Below are 17,559 nucleotides of genomic sequence, written 5' to 3' on the forward strand. Positions count from 1 at the left end.
CGAACCATACCGCTAACGGAGAGAAATATTATGGCAAAAGTCAGTATAGCCGCCTATGTCTACGGCATGGTGCAAGGTGTCGGTTTTCGTTTTGCGACACAACATCAGGCTACCGGATTAGGGCTGACCGGTTATGCAAAAAATCTTGATGACGGCAGCGTCGAAGTGGTGGCGTGCGGCGAACAGGAAAAAGTGGATCAACTTCTAGCCTGGCTGAAACAGGGCGGCCCGAAACATGCGCGGGTTGATCGCGTGCTGAGTGAGCCCGCCGCTCCCGGTCATTACACCGATTTCAAAATCAAATACTGAGCATTACAGGCATTTTACCGGTTTTGGCAGACCCGCGATTTTGGTCGCCTGTTTGGCCGGGCCTTTCGGGAACAGCCTGAACAGATAGCGGCTGTTGCCTTTCTCTTCACCGTATTTCTGGGCCATCGCTTTCACCAGCATGCGCACTGCCGGTGATGTATTGAATTCGAGATAAAACCCGCGCACGAAACGCACCACTTCCCAGTGCGCATCGGTAAGCTGAATGCCTTCTTCTTGTGCCAGCAGCGGCGCCATGCCTTCCTGCCAGTCATTAATGTTTTTCAGGTAACCCTGAGCGTCGGTGTCAATCACCTGACCGTCAAACTCCAGCATACAACCTCTGACCTGTAAAAATGCAGCCAACAGTCTAGCAAAAAGCCCTGACCGACAAAATAAAAAGCCCCGCACGGTGGCGGGGCTCGAGCAAATTACGCATGTTATCAGTTACGCGATGACATACCCAGAATGCTCAGCAGGCTGACAAACACGTTGTAGAGCGACACATACAGGCTGACCGTGGCGCGAATATAGTTGGTTTCGCCGCCGTGAATAATGTTGCTGGTCTCCCACAGGATCGCGCCCGCAGAGAACAAAATAAACAGGCAACTGATTGCCAGTGACAGCGCCGGAATTTGCAGGAACAGGTTCGCGATGACCGCGACCAGCAGCACAACAAAGCCCGCCATCATCATGCCCGACAGGAACGACATGTCTTTTCGCGTGGTCAGCACGTATGCCGAACAACAGAAGAAGACCAGAGCCGTACCGCCAAGCGCCAGCATAATAATGTCACCGGCACCCACGGAAAGCAGTGAACTCAGCAGCGGTCCGAGCGTATAGCCCATGAAACCGGTCAGCGCGAAGGCGGACAAAATACCCGCCGGGCTGTTTGCCGTGCGGTAAGTCAGGAACATCAGGCCATAGAAACCGACGATAGTCAGCAGGAGGCCTGGTGCAGGTAAGCGGAGAACTGTACTCGCCGTCGCAGTGATCGCCGAAACGCCGAGCGTCAGTGCTAACAGGAAATAAGTATTACGCAACACCCGGTGTGTGCTTAACAACGAGCCTGCGCGTGATGACGTAGAGGCAGCGTAACGATCCATAATAAAATTCTCACTTTTAACAAAACGTTGGAGTCGGTGAAAATACAGTCAGACTGGAGTGTAAATAGTTGCGTGACGTCATTAAAGACGTTTTACCCTTCTTTACCTCCCTAAGCGCCGCCGGGCGGGGTTTCCTGATGCCAAAATCGCCGTAATGATGCTTAAATCGCCGCTTGAGAACCGAATGCCTGTTTTTCAGGCAATTGAATGCAATCAGGCTTTACAACCCGATCGGCTATGTTTATAGTTCGCTTCGTTGCGGAGGGGTGGCCGAGCGGCTGAAGGCACCGGTCTTGAAAACCGGCGATGGGAAACCATTCAAGAGTTCGAATCTCTTCTCCTCCGCCATAAACAACACAAGAAAGCTGCTAAGAAATTAGCGGCTTTTTTTGTCTCTGAAATTTGTGAAGCTGATTTAAATGCTCATTAAATCAACAAAATAGACTGAAAATAATGTTTGCATCTTTTTTTCGGTCTTGTATACTACGCCCCGTACTGAACGACTGATGTCGCAAAGTGCTTGTTGTTTACGGAGGGGTGGCCGAGCGGCTGAAGGCACCGGTCTTGAAAACCGGCGATGGGAAACCATTCGAGAGTTCGAATCTCTCCTCCTCCGCCATAAACAACACATTAAAGCTGCTAAGCAATTAGCGGCTTTTTTTGTATCTAAAATTCGGGAGTTTGCGCGAAGACGTGCTGTTGTGCGGGCACGAAACGCCCGCAATGGCAGAATAAAACGGCTAAAAACTACGGTAAGAAAACGTGCGCATGGCCTTCTACGAAGACATCCACCGCAGATCCCACTGAAATATCCCTCTGGCTGACCATCCTGATATCGAGCATCTGTTTGCTGTCGATAAGTTCCAGGCTCAGTGTGGAGATAAACCCGGCAAAATCAATGCTGACGACTTTAGCCAGACAGTGCGCCGCGCCAGTCAGTTTTTCTGCGGGCGTAATGCGGATTTGCTCAGGGCGCAGCATGATGCGGGCACTGCCTGCAAGGAAAGTATTATCTACCGCGATATTTCCCAGTGAGCAGTGCGCATGGCCGCGTTCAAGGCGTGCGTCCAGCAGTAACGTTTCCCCTAAAAAAGTCGCAGTCATCTCGTCTGCCGGACGTAGATATAACTCTTGCGGCGCGCCGACATGCACCAGTTTGCCATTTCGCATGACCGCAACCTGATCGGCAAATGAAAGCGCTTCGGTCTGATCGTGCGTCACCAAAACGGATGCGATGCGCGTTTCCGCCAGCAATTCTGCCACGGCTTTTCGGGTTGATGCGCGCAGGGCGGTGTCGAGTGCCGAGAACGGTTCATCGAATAACATCAGCACCGGTTTTTGCGCCAGCGCCCGTGCCAGCGCCACGCGTTGTTGCTGACCGCCGGAAAGTTCGTGCGGCCAGAGTGCGGCCAGACGACGGTCCAGCGCCACCATGTCCATCAGCTCGTCTACGCGGGTTTGTTTCTCACGTTTCCCCCCCGCCAGTCCGTACGCAATGTTCCCGGCAACCGTGAAATGCGGAAACAGCGCGCCATCCTGCGGAACAAATCCGATACCTCTCTTATGCGCAGGCACGTGCAATCCGGTGTCGTGCAGCAGATTTCCCTGCAAAAAGACTTTGCCGTGATCGGGATTTTCAAACCCGGCGATAATGCGCAGCAGTGTGGTTTTCCCCGATCCGGAAGGGCCGACAATCGCCGTCCGGCTGCCCGCACTGACGCGCAGGTCGATATTCTCCAGCACTTTGACGGCCGTGAAAGATTTGCTGATTCCACGCAGTTCGAGCGTACTCATAGTCCGGCCTTACGTTGAGATTGTGAATAAAGGATCCAGGTCAGCGGCAGCGACAGCAAAACGATCAGCAGCGCATAAGGCGAAGCCGCAACATAATCAATTTCACTGGTCAGCGCCCAGAACGCCGTCGCCAGCGTGCGCGTACCGTTGGGTGCCAGCAATAATGTCGCGGTCAGCTCATTGGTGACCGCCAGGAAAACCAGCGCCGCACCGGCGGCGGCACCCGGCGCGGCAAGGCGCATCGTCGTGCTCCACAATGCCTGAAAAGGGGAACGTCCCAGACTTCGGGCGGCGTTTTCCAGTTCAACCGGTGCCTGAGCAATGCCTGCCCGAAGGTTGATTAATGCGCGCGGCATAAACATCAGCAGATAGGCGAACAAAATCGTGATTTCCGTCTGATAAAGCGGTCGTGCAATGCGGATGGTAATGGTGACCAGCGCCAGCGCAACGACAATACCGGGCAGGGAACTGGTGATGTAATTACAGCTTTCCAGAAAGCGGTATAACCGCCCCGGATAACGCACCGAAATCCAGGCCATCGGCACCGCGCAGACCGTGGTGATTGCCGCACCTGCCAGCGCGTACAGAAGCGTTTGTGTTAACGCGGGCCATAGTTGCGGGTTAAGCCAGACATCGGTGCCGCCAAGATAAAGCCAGCGCGCCAGCGTAACAAAGGGAACGCCGAGCGAAAGGGCGGTCAGCAGGACAGGCAGGCATAAACTCATAGCAGTCAGACCGGTGCTCATTGGGCGCAAAGTCTGACGTCTGGCGCTGCCGGAGCCGACGCGGGCGTAGCGCGCTTTCCCGCGGCTGGCAGTTTCCACCAGCAAAACGGCAAGGCAGCACAACGCCAGAACACCTGCCAGCATATTGGCGGCGGGGCCGTTAAAGGTGGACTGAAACTGATCGAAGATCGCGGTTGTAAACGTATCAAAGCGGATCATCGCGTAAAGGCCGTATTCTGCCAGCAGGTGCAGGGCAATCAGCAGCGAACCGCCCCAGACGGCCAGTTTCAGCTGCGGGAGGATCACACGAAAAAAGACCGCGACGGGAAGCGAACCGGATGACGCTGCGGCATCTTCCAGCCCGGGATCGAGCCGTCGTAAAACCGCCGCCGCGGGCAAATAGATAAAGGGAAAATAAGCAATCAGGGAGATAAATACGCCTGCACCCAGCCCGTGCATTGACGGAACCAGGCTAATCCAGGCGTAGCTTTGTACAAAAGCCGGAACGGCCAGCGGCGCCGTAGCCAGTAAAGACCAGATCCGGCGGCCGGGCAGACGGGTTCTTTCAGTCAGCCACGCCAGCCCAATGCCGGTGACGGCGCAAAGCGGCAACGTGATGACCACGAGCAGCACGGTATTGGTCAGTAATTCGCCCACACGCGGGCGAAAAACCAGTGCCTTAACCGTTTGCCAGCCGGTATTGAGTGTGATGCCGACCACAAATCCCAGCGGCAGCAAAGACAGCAGGGACAGCAGCACCGCCGCCAGCACAATACCGGTTCCTGCCCGGCGGGAGGAACCGTTGCGGCGGATACGCCATCTGGCGCGGACACCTTCGAGACTCATATTCGACATGATGATTAAGGCACGCTGCTCGTGAAAATTACTGCTGTTACAGCAGACCGGCTTCAGTCATTAAATCGACCACTTTCTTGCTGTTAAGCTTAGACGCATCCACTTTCGGCGCATCCAGATCTTTGAGCGGAACCAGTTTCGGGTTAGACGCGGCGTTCACGCCAACGGCATATTCAAATGCGTCGTTGGTGCGCAGAATTTCCTGACCTTGCTTGCCGGTGATCCACTTAACAAATTCCTGCGCTTCTTTCTGATGCTTGCTGGAGGCCAGAACGCCGCCGCCGGAGATGCTGACAAATGCGCCCGGATCTTTATGTTTGAAGTAATACAGTTGGGTATTTTTGCTGTTTTCACCGGTTTTGGCCTGATCGACAAAGCGGTAGTAGTGATAAATGATCCCGCCGTCGATCTGCCCGGCGTTCACGGCTTTCATTACGGTGCTGTTGCCTTTATAGGCGGTGAAATTGGTTTTCATCGCTTTCAGCCATTCCAGCGTGGCTTTTTCGCCTTTCAGTTCCAGTAATGCGCTGACGATTGCCTGGAAATCCGCGCCGGAAGGTGATGCCGCCCAGCGGCCTTTCCATTCCGGTTTTGCCAGATCCATCAGTGATTTTGGCAACTGTGCTTCGCTGATTTTTTCCGGGTTATAGACAAAAACGGTGGTGCGGGCGGCGATACCAATCCAGCGGCCGTGCACAGGGCGGTAAGCGGAGTCCACCTGTTGCTGAGTGGCGGAATCGAGCGGGGCGAACAATTTGGCGTTATCCACCAGTACCATTGCCGGTGAGTTCTCGGTCAGAAACACGTCGGCCGGAGAGGCGCTGCCTTCCTGTACCAGTTGGTTGCCCAGTTCGCTGTCGCCGCCGTTACGCAGCGTGACTTTGATACCGGTGTCTTTGGTGAATCCGTCGACCCAGGATTGCACCAGATTTTCGTGCTGAGCGTTGTAAATGACGATGCCTTCGTCGGCGGCGCGGGCAGTGAAAGCCAGCATCAGCGAGGAAGCGAGTAAAGCGACAGGCCCGAGTGAGGAAAAACGTAACTTCATAAGAAAATCCTTTAGAAAGAAAAAAGAAGAAGATAACGACGTCACTACATGTGCAAAGCATGAAAATGCAAAAATTACACTGCAAACCATTCTGAAATTGATTCGTATTTAATTATGTAAAAACATCTCATCATCTTTCAGCCCCGCTTTATGACACATCCAAGATTAAGAAAACCTTAGGGACGCGATTCCTCTTCAAAAAACGTTTCTTCTTTCTGCCCGTATTGCCGTGGCGAACAGCCGAGCGTGCGTTTAAATGCCGTGCTAAATGCGCTTTCAGACTCATAACCCAGTGACAATGCCACGCTGGAAACCGGTTCGTTGCCGTTTGCCAGCCGGTCTCCGGCCAGCAACATACGCCAGCGCGTCAGATATTCCAGTGGCGCGCTGCCGACGGCCTGCTTAAATTTCAGTGAGAAGACCGAGCGCGACATGCCTGCGCGTTCCGCCAGCGTCTGAACCGTCCACCGGTGTGCGGGATTTTCATGCATCGCGTTCAGCGCTTTCGCTAATTGCTTATCCGCCAGTGCGGCAAACCATCCGCTGGCCCCGCGCTCTGGCGCGTTATCAACGTGCATCCGCAGCGCCTGCACCAGCATCATGTGCGCCATATGCTGCGCGATGAGCAGACCGCCGGGGCGTTTGTCGCGCAGTTCCTGCATCATCCGTTCCACCGCCCAGCGAAGACTGTCTTTATCAGATTCTTTCGAGATATGTACAACCGGCGGCAGCATCGCCAGCAGGGTCGATGCGTTGGCTCCGCTCACGGCAAAACGGCTGCCGGTCAGGAAGAAATCTTTGCCAGCATTACACGACACCGTGCCGCCATCGCGCGCCTGCTCAAAAATCGGCCCGGCATCGACCGGTGTAATACTCAGATCGCTGGCAAGCCGGAAAGGGCGGCCGCCGGGCAACACAAAACAGTCTCCGGCTTTGAGATGAACCGGTTCAGGCACCGATTCGACCGCCAGCCAGCATTCGCCGGTAATAATCGCATTGCATTTAATCGACTGATAATGAGAAGGAAATTGTACTGACCAGTCTCCGCCGGCTTCAAAGCCTTTGGACATATAGCTGCGCGGTTTAAGCAGCGACAACACATCAGAAAGAGGATCCATCAGCGGCTCCGGACGATTGCAAAGATATTACGGACATTAGCGCATAGATCGTCTTTTCTCCAGCCCCTATATTTCATGGCGTTGTCTTTCATTTTTTTCAGAGAACACAGAGGAAATTGCCATGCGTGTATTTGTAACCGGAGCAACAGGTTTTGTCGGTTCTGTGGTCGTTAAGGAATTGCTGCGCGCGGGCCATCATGTGCTCGGGCTGGCCCGTTCCGACGCATCAGCGCAGGCGCTGAAAGTGGCCGGAGCCGGTGTGCTTCGCGGCAGTATTGAAGATCTGCACAGCCTGAAAGCAGGCGCGGCGCAGGCCGATGGCGTGATCCACACGGCGTTTATTCATGATTTTTCCAAATTTATGGAGAACTGCGAAAAAGACCGGCTGGCAATAGGCGCGCTGGGCGAGGCGCTGGTGGGAACGGAAAAACCGCTGATCGTGACGTCCGGCACGGCGCTGGTGAATAACGGCCAGCGGGTGACGGAAAAGGATTTGCCGGATCCGCAAGGTGGAAATCCGCGCGTGGCGTCCGATCTGGCCGTCGCCGCGCTGGCAGAACAGGGCGTGCGGGTTTCGCTGGTGCGCCTGCCGCCATCCGTACATGGCGCGGGTGACCACGGTTTCGTGCCGATGATCATTGCGATGGCGCGGGAGAAAGGCGTGTCGGCGTACCTTGGCGAAGGCGAGAATCTCTGGCCTGCGGTTCACCGGCTTGATGCGGCGAAAGTGTTCAGGCTGGGGCTGGAAAAGGGCGCGCACAATGCGGTTTATCACGCGAATGCTGAGGAAGGCGTGCCGTTCCGCGAGATTGCAGAAATGATCGGCAGACACCTGAATATCCCGGTTGAAAGCAAAACGGCAGAAGCCGCCGCGGCACATTTTGGCTGGTTTACCCACTTCGCGGGGCTGAATAATCCGACGTCCAGCGAGCTGACCCGCAAGGTTTTGGGCTGGAAACCCGAGCATCAGGGCTTACTGAAGGATATCGATACCGCCGGATATTTTGATTAATTCCTCACGTAAATCAGGCTGCGCTTGCGGCCTGATTTTAACTTCTTGCCGTGGTTTTAATGGTGTTAATTGCCTAAAAAACGCCCCGACTCACAAATCGGGAAGATAAAAACAATCCCTCATTGCCTGTCTGACGTTATGCGTTATGTTGATTTTTAGTTTCCCAAATGTAACTAGAGGTTAACAATAATGTCTAAAAAATTACGTCTGTCTCTGATTGCTGCTTCTGTACTGATGTCTTCCTCCGCAATGTCTGCCCTGCCGCAGGGATACCCTGCGGATTACCAAAAAGTTGTTGATGCCGCGACCAAAGAAGGCAAAGTGGTCGTGTATTCCACCACCGACACCAAAGCCGCCGGCCCGCTGATCCAGGGGTTTGAGGCCACTTATCCCGGCATTAAAGTGGAATATAACGACATGAACAGCACCGAGCTGTACAACCGTTATATCAGCGAACAGGCGGCGGGCGGCACCAGCGGCGACGTGGTCTGGAGCTCTTCCATGGACACCGCGCTGAAACTGGCGACCGATTACGCGCAGGAATACAAATCGCCTGAACAAGGCCAGTTGCCGAAATGGGCGGTGTGGAAAGACAAAGCCTACGGCACGACCTATGAACCGGTGGTGTTTATTTATAATAAACGCCTGATCCCGGCCGGTGATGTACCGGATTCCCACGCCGCGCTGGCAAAACTCATCGCCAGCCAGACCGAGAAATTCAACAAAAAAGTCACCACTTACGATATCGAGAAATCCGGCCTCGGCTTCATGCTTTCCGTGCAGGACTTCAAAGCCGATCCGAACTATTTCAAAACGCTGGCTGACGTCGCCAAAGGCGGTTTAGCAGTGCAGTCTTCCACAGGCACCATGATGGAAAGGGTGTCTTCGGGTGAAAACCTGATCGGTTTTAACATTCTCGGTTCCTACGCCGAAGCCCGTGCCAAAACCGATCCGTCGCTCGGCATTTCCTATCCGAAGGATTACACCCTGGTGCTTTCGCGCGTTTCCTTCATCAGCCAGCAAGCCCAACACGGCAACGCCGCCAAACTGTGGCTGGACTACGTGCTGTCTGAAAAAGGGCAAACCATTCTGGCAAATCAGGCCGACATTCCGTCAATCCGCAACGATATCGAAGGTAAAAACGACATCGACGGTCTGACCAAACTACTAGGCAATGCGCTCAAGCCAATCCCGGTCGATGAAACCCTGCTCGAATACCTGCAACAGAAAAAGCGTCTGGATTACATCAAAGAGTGGCGCGCCGCAGCACAAAAATAAGACTCACGGAGGCGTCCGCGCCTCCTGTTTTTTTGCCCGATTTCGCTGTTCAGGGTTCCTAACCGAAGGGAAGTAACATGAATGCATTGCGCAGAAAGTGGCAAAGCTTGCCGCGTGGCATTGTGGTGCTGATAACCGCGCTGGTTATCTACATTCCGTTGTCGTTCATCGTGATACAAAGTTTTCTCTCCGCTCCGTTCTTTTCCCCGTCAAAAGAGTGGAGCCTCGAGTCTTTCGGATTCATTTTCACCGATCCGGATTTTTATAAGGCGCTGAGAAGCGGCTTTATTCTGGCCTTCGGGTTGGTGGTGATCGCCATTCCGCTGGGTGGTATTCTGGCGTTTCTGATGGTGCGCACCGATTTGCCGGGCCGCCGCGTGATTGAACCGCTGATCCTCGTGCCGATTTTCGTCTCGCCGATGGTGTTAGGTTTCGGTTACGTCGTCGCCGCCGGGCCGGTCGGGTTCTTCTCGCTGTGGGCGCAGTCGCTGATCGGGTTTGTGCCGTGGAACATCTACGACATGTCGAGCATCGTTGTGATTGCCGGGCTGACGCACGTTCCGCATGCTTATCTGTACATCTCCTCGGCGCTGCGCAGTGTCGGATCGGATGTGGAAGAAGCCGCGCGAACCGCCGGGGCCTCGCCGCTTCAGGTTATGACCGCCGTCAGTTTGCCGATGGTGCGTCCTTCCATTTTATACGCCACCGTATTGCTGTTTTTCCTTGGGCTTGAAGTCTTCGGGCTGATGCTGGTTCTCGGCGACCCGGAAGGTAACATGGTGCTGGCAACTTACCTGTATCAGCTGACCAACAAACTCGGGACGCCGTCTTATCATCTGATGGCCGCCGTCGCGGTGGTGCTGATTTGCATCACGATTCCGCTGGTGATGTTGCAGCGCCGCCTGATGCGTACGGCTAACCGCTTCGTGACCGTCAAAGGCAAAGCCTCGCAGGCGAGGGCGTTGCCGCTCGGGAAATGGCGCTGGGTGGCTGGTGCGGTGGTAGCTTTCTGGCTGACCGTCACGATTGGTGTGCCGCTGCTTGGCGTCATGTTGCGCGCGTTTATTTCTAACTGGGGCGTCGGTGTTTCCCTGTGGGACGAGCTGTCGTTCAATACGTTCCGCACGATCTGGGAGCAGCCGAACCTGCTGCGCGCCATCGTCAACTCGATGGCAATTGGTGTCATCGGTGGGGCGCTGGCGGTGGCCTGTTATCTGTTTATTGGTATTGCGATGCACCGCAAACCAGACGGCGTCACGCGTTTTCTCGATTACAGCGTACTGGTGCCGCGTGCGGTGCCGGGCTTGCTGGCCGGTCTGGCATTTTTGTGGGTATTCCTGTTTCTGCCGATGTGGCTGGATAACGCGCTCAAATCCGGCTGGCTTTCCGGAATGCCGTGGTCGCAATGGCTGCGCGATAACCTGGTGGTCTGGCTGCGTTCCCTGCGCAGTACCATTTTCAGCGTCTGGCTGGCGTACACCGTGGTGTGGATGGCGTACGGTTTGCGGCTGATTTCCTCCACGCTGTTGCAGGTCGGCCCTGAGCTGGAAGAAGCGGCGCGCAGTACCGGCGCGACGCGCGGGCAGATTACCCGGCACGTCACCATTCCGTTATCGCGCTACGGCCTGATTGGCTCGTGGTTGCTGATGTTCCTGATTTTCGAGCGCGAATATTCTACCGGTGTGTACCTGTTATCGCCGGGGACGGAAACCATCGGCTCGATGCTGGTTTCCCTGTGGGCGGCGGGTGCAATCGACATCGTTGCCGCGCTCTCCTTTATTAACATCCTGCTGGTGGTGTTAGGTCTGGGTATTGCCCTTCGTTTTGGAGTCAAATTACATGATTGAATTATCGGTCGAGAATCTGCACTTAACCTACGGCGACAACCCTGTGCTCAAAGGCGTGTCGATGGATCTCAAACGCGGGGAAGTGGTGTCGTTGCTCGGGCCTTCCGGCAGTGGCAAAACCACGTTATTGCGCGCCGTCGCCGGGCTGGAAAAGCCGACGCAGGGCACCATTATCATCGGCAAAAACAAAGTCTACGACGGCACGCCGCGCAGCGAAATTCCGGCAGAAGAGCGCAACCTCGGGCTTGTGTTCCAGTCTTATGCGCTGTGGCCGCACAAAACCGTGTTCGAGAACGTGGCGTATCCGCTGAAACTGCGCAAAATCGCAGCGGGTGAAATCACTCAGCGCGTGCAAGATGTGCTGAATCAGCTCGGGCTGGGGCATCTGGGCAAACGCCATCCGCATCAGCTTTCCGGCGGACAGCAGCAACGCGTGGCGATTGGCCGGGCGCTGGTCTACAACCCGCCGGTGATTTTGCTCGATGAGCCGCTCTCCAACCTGGACGCCAAACTGCGTGAGGAAGCCCGCGTGTTCCTGCGTGAGCTGATCATCAAACTGGGGCTGTCGGCGCTGATGGTCACGCACGATCAGAACGAAGCGATGGCGATTTCCGACCGCATTCTGCTGCTCAATAACGGCAAAATTGAGCAACAGGGCACGCCGCAGGAAATGTACGGTTCGCCTAAAACCTTGTTTACCGCCGAATTTATGGGCAGCAATAACCGGCTGCATGGGAAAATCACCGAAGTCCGCGACGGCAAAGCGCGGATCGAAGGCAGCGGCTGGACGCTGTGGGGGCTGGCGGGCGACGGCGTGCAAGCCGGGCAGGAAGGCACGGCGGTGATCCGCGTTGAGCGCGTGGTGCTGGCGGACGGGCCGGGCGATAATCAGCTGGAATTGCCGCTGCTGACCAGCATGTATCTCGGCGACCGCTGGGAGTATCTGTTCCGCACGTCCGGAGATGATTTTGTGATCCGTGCGTATGGCTCTGATGTGCGCGATCCGCAGCATTGTCATCTGTCTTTGCCGGAGCAACATGTGTGGATCTTCCCTAAACAACAGGGAAGCACTCAGGGCGCTTGACACAAACAAGGGGAATCGACAGATTGGTTCCCCTTGTTTGTTTAAAACGGTTTTTCCATGACTCAGATTTCATCTTTCACCGCTCACAGCACCTTAAAAATTGTCAGCCTGGCCGACGTTCCTCAGTATCTGGATGTCGTAACCGAATACCTGCACGGCGAATGGTCTGACTTTCCTCACTGGGCCCAGAAAGAGTATATCCGCCAGCGGCTTATACAGCGGATGAACAGCCGTGGACGCCAGTGTGTGCTGATTGCGCTTGATGAAGATGAGCAGGTTGTGGGCACGGCGGGTGTAATGCGTTATGAACTCAGCGATGTTGCAGAACGCAAATATTGGCTGGGCGAAGTGTTTACGCCGCGCCATCTGCGCGGAAAAGGGATTGGTACGGCGCTGGTTAAAGCCTGTATCAGCCGCTCGCGCGATGCCGGGCTGGAAACACTCTGGCTTTACACGCCGGATCAGCAGGGGCTGTACGGGAGTCTTGGCTGGCAGGAAGTGGAAAACCGTGAAGTCGATAACGAACAGGTCACCGTGATGCAGCGTTCGCTCAGCTGAAACTATTCATGCTCTTCCATTCAGGGGAACCGCGTCCTGTGGTTTCCTGAAATATTTCTGTCATTTCCTGCGCGTAAAATTCTGCTTCTTCTCCAAATAATGCAGAATAATCATGATTTTAAATTCTCATTCACGTATTGGTAAAATCCCTTTCAACAGATTATTTCGATCTGTTTTCATAAACCGTCCGCGGGGAATACTTTTCGGGGTAATTTGCGTTATCGCCCTGTTTTCTGCGTTACAGATTTTCTCCACCGTTGTGCTCACCAATATTCTTCAGGATGCGCGCAATAACGTCATTGCGACGGAAAACCTGCGTCAGCAACAGGCGGTGATGGATAAAGCCCGCATGGAACTGCTGATGGCCAGTGACAAACTCAACCGCGCTGGCATTTATTACATGCAGGATAAAGAAACCGGTTCCGACGGCAGCTGGCACAGCCTGATGCAGGAATCGCTGGATTCCCTGACCGCCTCGCAAAAAGCGTTTGCCCGTTTCGACGGCATGACGAAGAGCGCCGACAAAGCGACCGCCGAGCTTAAAGCCAGCTACCAGATGTTCTTTGACGGGCTGCGCGAACAGTCGGACGGTTTACAAAAAACCAACACGATTGATTCCTTCTTTGAAGTGCCGATTCAGGCATTTCAGGATGATTTCAGCCAGAAGTATTACGCCTATCTGGACGTCAACGAACACACGGCGGTGTCGCTCAGCGACCGTTTGCTCAGCTCGCTGACGCAGGCGAAAACATTATTTATGGGCGCACTGGTAATTCTGGCGGTGATCGCCGTTCTGGTCTGGCGCGGCGTCACGGCCTGGATCATCCGCCCGCTGCAACGGATGATCGGGCATATCAGCGTGCTGGCCGCCGGGGATTTATCCCGCGACGTCGAAGACGATCATTCGCGTGTGATTGAAATGCGCGAACTGGGCGTGAGCCTGCGCAACATGCAACGTGGCCTGCAAAAACTGGTCAGCGAAGTGCGCGACGCGTCCTCACATATCATGCTTAACATCAACCAGATGGCGAAAGGCAACGAAGAGCTTTCCGCGCAGGCGGCCATTCAGAGTGAAGAACTGAAAGCGGCGACCGAACACATCACTAACCTTAACACCCGGGTCAAAGAAAATGCCCTGCATGCGCAGCAGGCCAGCAAACGCGCCGAACAGGCCAAAGGCGTGGCGACGCGCGGCGGCGAAGTGATGGGGCAGGTGGATACGGCGATGAAAGAGATTGTCAGCCAGTCGACGGAAATGAGCAGCATCGTGTCGATGATTGACAGCGTGGCATTCCAGACCAACATTCTGGCGCTGAATGCGGCCATCGAAGCGGCGCATGCCGGACAGCACGGGCGCGGCTTTGCGGTGGTGGCAAAAGAAATCGGTCTGCTGGCGCAAAAAAGCAGCCATTCAACACGCGGCATTCATCAGCTGATTGACGATTCCGTTGAGCAAATCGGACGCGGATCGGCGTCTGTCAGCGTGCTGAGCCAGAGCCTGGAGGAAATTATCAACATCTTCAACGGACTGAGCGCGCTGGTGAATGAAATTTCAGAAGCGACGTTGTATCAGGGGCAAAGTGTTCACGATGTCTCCGAACGGATCACCGCACTCAACCATGTGACGCTGCAAAACGGCAAACTGGCCGATCACGCGGCGGCATCTTCCCAGCAATTGCTCGACCAGTCACAGCGTCTGGAAAGGGCGGTGGCGCGTTTCGGGCTGGCAGCGGCGTAAGTAAAGTTCAGCTTTTATGCCAGACCAGCATGCTGCCTTCGCTGTGTCCGGTGACCGGATCGGTCGCTGGCAGCGGCACGGCTTTGACCGCTTTGGTGCGCGCGGCCAGCAGCGGCAGTTCGTCATGACACAAATCGGCTTTGATGTCCGGCGGGTAAGCGCCGACCAGCATAAAATCCTCGTCGGCGGAAATCTGTTTATGGCCAATACCGGGGGGCAGTAACAGGACGTCGCCGACTTTCACGTCAATAATCTTGCCGTGTTCGCCGCCGAGTTGCAGCTTGGCTGTGCCGGAGAAAACGCCCAGTGCTTCATGCGTATTTGAGTGGAAATGCGTGAACGTATAAACCGGATAACGCCACTGCGGCGGCCAGCCGTTGGAGCGGAAAAGGTGTTCAAGATAATCGGCGTTATCGACGGCATCGGGCGGGATCACGCGGTGATAAATCAGCACCGGTAAAGGGTTATTGGGTACGCCGCCATCGGGCTTATCAATCAGCAAAGTGTCCATCGCGACCTCTCTGGGATCCGCAAAGCCTAAACGGGGGAGCGGCAACAGGGCCATCACACCCAGCAAAGTCACAAACCGGCGTCGGTCCAAATGCATCAGGAATAGCTCCTTGTCGCGCAATCAAAGGCTTACATCATTCATATATAGATCATAAATGGCGGGCTGGCCTCTTTTTAACGGGCATTTTTTTGCCCGCCGGAAACCGGTTAAATTCGCAACAACAGTTATCAGAAAAAACTTAAAAACTGTAGCAATCAACAAATATAAGTCATATTGGCTGGCTATATCGGCCATCTCTTCTAGTCTTAATAATACAAAAAAGACCTCAGGAGGAGATGTTATGAATAAGAAAATGTTAATTATGGTTGCTACAGCAGTTTCTGTACTGGCAGGGTGTCAGACTTACGATCGTGCAGCGAGTTACGTGAAAGAACCTGTCGTCAGCGACGTTAAAGTCGGCATGACCAAATCTCAGGTTCGTGCTATTGCCGGGCCACCGTCAACGGAAGCGACGCTGGTACATGCGAAAGGGACTTGTCAGACTTACGCCGTCGCCCCGCGTGACGGCAAAGCGCAGACTTACTTCGTCAGCTTTAACGACACAGGTCATGTCATGAATAAAGGCTATCAGTCTTGTTCAGACTACGACAAAGATCCGCAGGCGGGTCAGTAATACAGCCTGCTCCTTCCTCTCGCGAGAGGGGAAGGAGCAGAACCTCAGGCTTTCTCCGTCACAATCCTCACGCCGACTTTACTCACCTGATTCCCATCCATTTCTGCAATCGTCCACGTCAGTCCGTCCCATTCGATATGGTCACCGATCACCGGTTCGCCGCCCAGCAGGCGGATAACGAAGTGTCCCAGCGTTTGTGACTGGTCAACAGAATCTTCCAGATTCAGGCCATACAGTTGTGAAATCGCATCCAGGGGCGCATCGGCCTGCAAAATGAAATCCCCGAAGAAACGATCGTCGAGCACGACTTTATTGCTGTCGCTGAATAGTTTACCCAGTTCCGGCAAATCCTTTTCCTGACCGATGACACAGAGAATATCGCCTTCCTTGAGCCGCGTGCTGCCGGTTGGATGCAACATTTCCTTACCGCGGAACAGTGCCGCAATCCGCGTCGCCTGTGGCATTTGCAGGTCACGCAGGGCCGCGCCGACACACCATTTGTCGGAGCCGAGCTGATACACAAACTGTTCCCAGTCGTTATAAACGTCGATATCCAGCCCGACACGGGAAATCGGCGTCGGCTGCGGCGGCACCAGCACTTTGGCTTTCTTGGCCGCAAAGCCCAGAGATGTGCCCTGAAGCAACAGCGATACCAGCACGATAAAGAACGCGACATTGAAATATAGCGTGGCGTTCGGCAGGCCAGCCATCATCGGGAAAACCGCCAGAATGATCGGCACCGCGCCGCGCAGGCCAACCCAGGAGATAAAGAAACGTTCACGCAGCGTGAAGTTTTTGAACGGGATCAGGCTGACAAACACCGAGAGCGGGCGGGCCAGCAGGATCATCCACAGGGAAAGCGCCAGCGCCGCAAGGGCGATAGGCAGTAAATCGCTCGGCGTCAGCAACAGGCCGAGCACCAGGAACATCCCGATCTGGCTCAGCCACGCCAGCCCGTCGAACGTCTGCAAAATGCCGTGACGGTTGCGGATCGGCATATTGCCCAGCATCAGGCCGCACAGATAGACCGCCAGAATGCCGCTGCCTTCCAGCGCCATGGTGGCCGCATAAACCAGCAGTCCGCCACTGAATGCCAGCAACGGATAGAGCCCGGCCGCCAGCGTAATCTTGTTGATGAGTTTATGCAGCAGCCAGCCGCCGCCGACGCCAAACACAATGCCGAGGCCAAACTGGCGCACGACGTCCACGACAAACATCAGGCTCAGCCCGTGCTCGCCTTTGGAAATCATGTCGATAAGCGTGATGGTCAGGAAGACTGCCATCGGGTCATTGCTGCCGGATTCAATTTCTAACGTGGCGCTGACGCGTTCGTTCAGGCCTTTTCCGCCGATCAGCGAAAACACCGCCGCCGCATCTGTGGAGCCGATAATCGCGCCAATCAGCAAGCCCTGCATCAGATTGATGTGGAACAGCCAGGCGGCCGCCAGCCCGGTCAGACCGGCGGTAATCAGCACGCCGACCGTTGCCAGCGACAGCGCGGGCCAGAGGGCTACACGAAACGAAGAGGCGCGGGTGCGCATTCCGCCATCAAGCAAAATCACCGCCAGCGCCAGGTTACTGACCAGATACGCGGCCGGATAATTATCAAAGGCAATGCCACCGATCCCGTCGACGCCGGCCAGCATGCCGATCGCGAGGAAAATGACCAAAATAGGGATACCGAGCTTCGAAGAGAACGAACTGAGCAAAATGCTCGCTGCGACTAACAGGGCGCCAATAAAGAAAAGGGTATTAATCGTGCTGGCGTCCAAGAGAGATCTCCTTGTAAAGCTTTAAGGGCGCGGGGGAACTGCGGTTGAGTCATCAATGACAACAGGTCTAATTTATCAGGAAAATGAGCGTCTTGCTGAGGTCATTTAGGATTTTTATTAGTTGCACTTAGGAA

General features: G+C 55.0%; 16 protein-coding genes and 2 tRNA genes. 10 read left to right on the plus strand and 8 right to left on the minus strand.

Features of this window, described 5'->3' with window-relative positions:
* The first annotated feature begins 30 nt into the window (after window positions 1-30).
* Complete coding sequence (yccX, locus tag ACLBVC_RS15750; protein ID WP_101075882.1) at window positions 31-309, plus strand: acylphosphatase; 279 nt, start codon at window positions 31-33, stop codon at window positions 307-309.
* A gap of 3 nt (window positions 310-312) precedes the next feature.
* Here yccX and tusE read toward each other — a convergent pair whose 3' ends face one another.
* Both tusE and yccA read right to left on the minus strand, forming a co-directional pair.
* The gene (gene tusE, locus ACLBVC_RS15755) at window positions 313-642 is read right to left on the minus strand and encodes a sulfurtransferase TusE (protein WP_410150413.1); all 330 of its coding nucleotides are present in this window, start codon (window positions 640-642) and stop codon (window positions 313-315) included.
* Window positions 643-749: 107 nt separating this feature from the next.
* Window positions 750-1,412: an FtsH protease modulator YccA gene (yccA, locus tag ACLBVC_RS15760; RefSeq protein ID WP_410150414.1), complete on the minus strand. Its 663-nt coding sequence runs from the start codon at window positions 1,410-1,412 to the stop codon at window positions 750-752.
* A 260-nt stretch (window positions 1,413-1,672) separates the two neighbouring features.
* Here yccA and ACLBVC_RS15765 point away from each other — a divergent pair.
* Window positions 1,673-1,760 (plus strand) — tRNA-Ser (locus ACLBVC_RS15765).
* A gap of 183 nt (window positions 1,761-1,943) precedes the next feature.
* Window positions 1,944-2,031 (plus strand) — tRNA-Ser (locus ACLBVC_RS15770).
* Between the two features lie 128 nt (window positions 2,032-2,159).
* On the opposite strand, the gene ACLBVC_RS15775 is transcribed toward ACLBVC_RS15770, so the two are convergent.
* The 4 genes from ACLBVC_RS15775 to ACLBVC_RS15790 all read right to left on the minus strand — a co-directional run bounded on the left by ACLBVC_RS15775 (window position 2,160) and on the right by ACLBVC_RS15790 (window position 6,952).
* The gene (locus ACLBVC_RS15775) at window positions 2,160-3,206 is read right to left on the minus strand and encodes an ABC transporter ATP-binding protein (protein WP_410150415.1); all 1,047 of its coding nucleotides are present in this window, start codon (window positions 3,204-3,206) and stop codon (window positions 2,160-2,162) included.
* The gene (locus ACLBVC_RS15780; RefSeq protein ID WP_410150416.1) at window positions 3,203-4,786 is read right to left on the minus strand and encodes an ABC transporter permease; all 1,584 of its coding nucleotides are present in this window, start codon (window positions 4,784-4,786) and stop codon (window positions 3,203-3,205) included. The genes ACLBVC_RS15775 and ACLBVC_RS15780 overlap by 4 nt, the downstream gene beginning before the upstream one ends.
* A 37-nt stretch (window positions 4,787-4,823) precedes the next feature.
* A complete protein-coding gene (locus tag ACLBVC_RS15785; protein WP_410150417.1) occupies window positions 4,824-5,834 on the minus strand; it encodes an iron ABC transporter substrate-binding protein in 1,011 nt (336 codons plus the stop codon).
* Window positions 5,835-6,010: 176 nt separating this feature from the next.
* Complete coding sequence (locus tag ACLBVC_RS15790) at window positions 6,011-6,952, minus strand: AraC family transcriptional regulator (RefSeq protein ID WP_410150418.1); 942 nt, start codon at window positions 6,950-6,952, stop codon at window positions 6,011-6,013.
* Between the two features lie 121 nt (window positions 6,953-7,073).
* On the opposite strand from ACLBVC_RS15790, the gene ACLBVC_RS15795 reads away from it, so the two are divergent.
* The 6 genes from ACLBVC_RS15795 (at window position 7,074) to ACLBVC_RS15820 (ending at window position 14,469) form a co-directional block, all read left to right on the plus strand.
* Entirely contained in the window at window positions 7,074-7,964 is an 891-nt protein-coding gene (locus ACLBVC_RS15795) for an SDR family oxidoreductase (RefSeq protein ID WP_410150419.1), read from the plus strand.
* Between the two features lie 189 nt (window positions 7,965-8,153).
* Window positions 8,154-9,242, plus strand: a complete 1,089-nt coding sequence (locus ACLBVC_RS15800; RefSeq protein WP_410150420.1) for an ABC transporter substrate-binding protein — start codon at window positions 8,154-8,156, stop codon at window positions 9,240-9,242.
* A 77-nt stretch (window positions 9,243-9,319) separates the two neighbouring features.
* A complete protein-coding gene (locus ACLBVC_RS15805; protein ID WP_101075872.1) occupies window positions 9,320-11,089 on the plus strand; it encodes an ABC transporter permease in 1,770 nt (589 codons plus the stop codon).
* Window positions 11,082-12,173, plus strand: coding sequence for an ABC transporter ATP-binding protein (locus ACLBVC_RS15810; RefSeq protein WP_410150421.1), 1,092 nt, complete (start codon window positions 11,082-11,084; stop codon window positions 12,171-12,173). Before ACLBVC_RS15805 ends, ACLBVC_RS15810 begins: the two co-directional genes overlap by 8 nt.
* Window positions 12,174-12,230: 57 nt before the next feature.
* The gene (locus tag ACLBVC_RS15815; RefSeq protein WP_410150422.1) at window positions 12,231-12,731 is read left to right on the plus strand and encodes a GNAT family N-acetyltransferase; all 501 of its coding nucleotides are present in this window, start codon (window positions 12,231-12,233) and stop codon (window positions 12,729-12,731) included.
* Between the two features lie 112 nt (window positions 12,732-12,843).
* Complete coding sequence (locus ACLBVC_RS15820; protein WP_410150423.1) at window positions 12,844-14,469, plus strand: methyl-accepting chemotaxis protein; 1,626 nt, start codon at window positions 12,844-12,846, stop codon at window positions 14,467-14,469.
* A gap of 7 nt (window positions 14,470-14,476) precedes the next feature.
* Here ACLBVC_RS15820 and ACLBVC_RS15825 read toward each other — a convergent pair whose 3' ends face one another.
* A complete protein-coding gene (locus tag ACLBVC_RS15825) occupies window positions 14,477-15,076 on the minus strand; it encodes a cupin (RefSeq protein ID WP_410150424.1) in 600 nt (199 codons plus the stop codon).
* Between the two features lie 244 nt (window positions 15,077-15,320).
* Here ACLBVC_RS15825 and osmE point away from each other — a divergent pair, with 244 nt between their 5' ends.
* A complete protein-coding gene (gene osmE, locus ACLBVC_RS15830; RefSeq protein ID WP_152324110.1) occupies window positions 15,321-15,653 on the plus strand; it encodes an osmotically-inducible lipoprotein OsmE in 333 nt (110 codons plus the stop codon).
* A 44-nt stretch (window positions 15,654-15,697) separates the two neighbouring features.
* Here osmE and ACLBVC_RS15835 read toward each other — a convergent pair whose 3' ends face one another.
* Complete coding sequence (locus tag ACLBVC_RS15835) at window positions 15,698-17,425, minus strand: potassium/proton antiporter (RefSeq protein WP_195812750.1); 1,728 nt, start codon at window positions 17,423-17,425, stop codon at window positions 15,698-15,700.
* Window positions 17,426-17,559: the final 134 nt, after the last annotated feature.

Origin of the sequence: Rahnella selenatireducens (assembly GCF_046449555.1) — a bacterium.
Lineage (GTDB): Bacteria > Pseudomonadota > Gammaproteobacteria > Enterobacterales > Enterobacteriaceae > Rahnella > Rahnella selenatireducens.

Bases quoted from the DNA above. Each gene is read 5' to 3' on its own strand.
- osmE (WP_152324110.1), top strand. From the start codon at position 15,321: ATGAATAAGAAAATGTTAATTATGGTTGCTACAGCAGTTTCTGTACTG.
- ACLBVC_RS15785 (WP_410150417.1), bottom strand. From the start codon at position 5,834: ATGAAGTTACGTTTTTCCTCACTCGGGCCTGTCGCTTTACTCGCTTCC.
- tusE (WP_410150413.1), bottom strand. From the start codon at position 642: ATGCTGGAGTTTGACGGTCAGGTGATTGACACCGACGCTCAGGGTTAC.
- ACLBVC_RS15805 (WP_101075872.1), top strand. From the start codon at position 9,320: ATGAATGCATTGCGCAGAAAGTGGCAAAGCTTGCCGCGTGGCATTGTG.
- ACLBVC_RS15775 (WP_410150415.1), bottom strand. From the start codon at position 3,206: ATGAGTACGCTCGAACTGCGTGGAATCAGCAAATCTTTCACGGCCGTC.
- ACLBVC_RS15795 (WP_410150419.1), top strand. From the start codon at position 7,074: ATGCGTGTATTTGTAACCGGAGCAACAGGTTTTGTCGGTTCTGTGGTC.
- yccA (WP_410150414.1), bottom strand. From the start codon at position 1,412: ATGGATCGTTACGCTGCCTCTACGTCATCACGCGCAGGCTCGTTGTTA.
- ACLBVC_RS15815 (WP_410150422.1), top strand. From the start codon at position 12,231: ATGACTCAGATTTCATCTTTCACCGCTCACAGCACCTTAAAAATTGTC.
- ACLBVC_RS15825 (WP_410150424.1), bottom strand. From the start codon at position 15,076: ATGCATTTGGACCGACGCCGGTTTGTGACTTTGCTGGGTGTGATGGCC.
- yccX (WP_101075882.1), top strand. From the start codon at position 31: ATGGCAAAAGTCAGTATAGCCGCCTATGTCTACGGCATGGTGCAAGGT.
- ACLBVC_RS15790 (WP_410150418.1), bottom strand. From the start codon at position 6,952: ATGGATCCTCTTTCTGATGTGTTGTCGCTGCTTAAACCGCGCAGCTAT.
- ACLBVC_RS15780 (WP_410150416.1), bottom strand. From the start codon at position 4,786: ATGTCGAATATGAGTCTCGAAGGTGTCCGCGCCAGATGGCGTATCCGC.
- ACLBVC_RS15820 (WP_410150423.1), top strand. From the start codon at position 12,844: ATGATTTTAAATTCTCATTCACGTATTGGTAAAATCCCTTTCAACAGA.
- ACLBVC_RS15810 (WP_410150421.1), top strand. From the start codon at position 11,082: ATGATTGAATTATCGGTCGAGAATCTGCACTTAACCTACGGCGACAAC.
- ACLBVC_RS15800 (WP_410150420.1), top strand. From the start codon at position 8,154: ATGTCTAAAAAATTACGTCTGTCTCTGATTGCTGCTTCTGTACTGATG.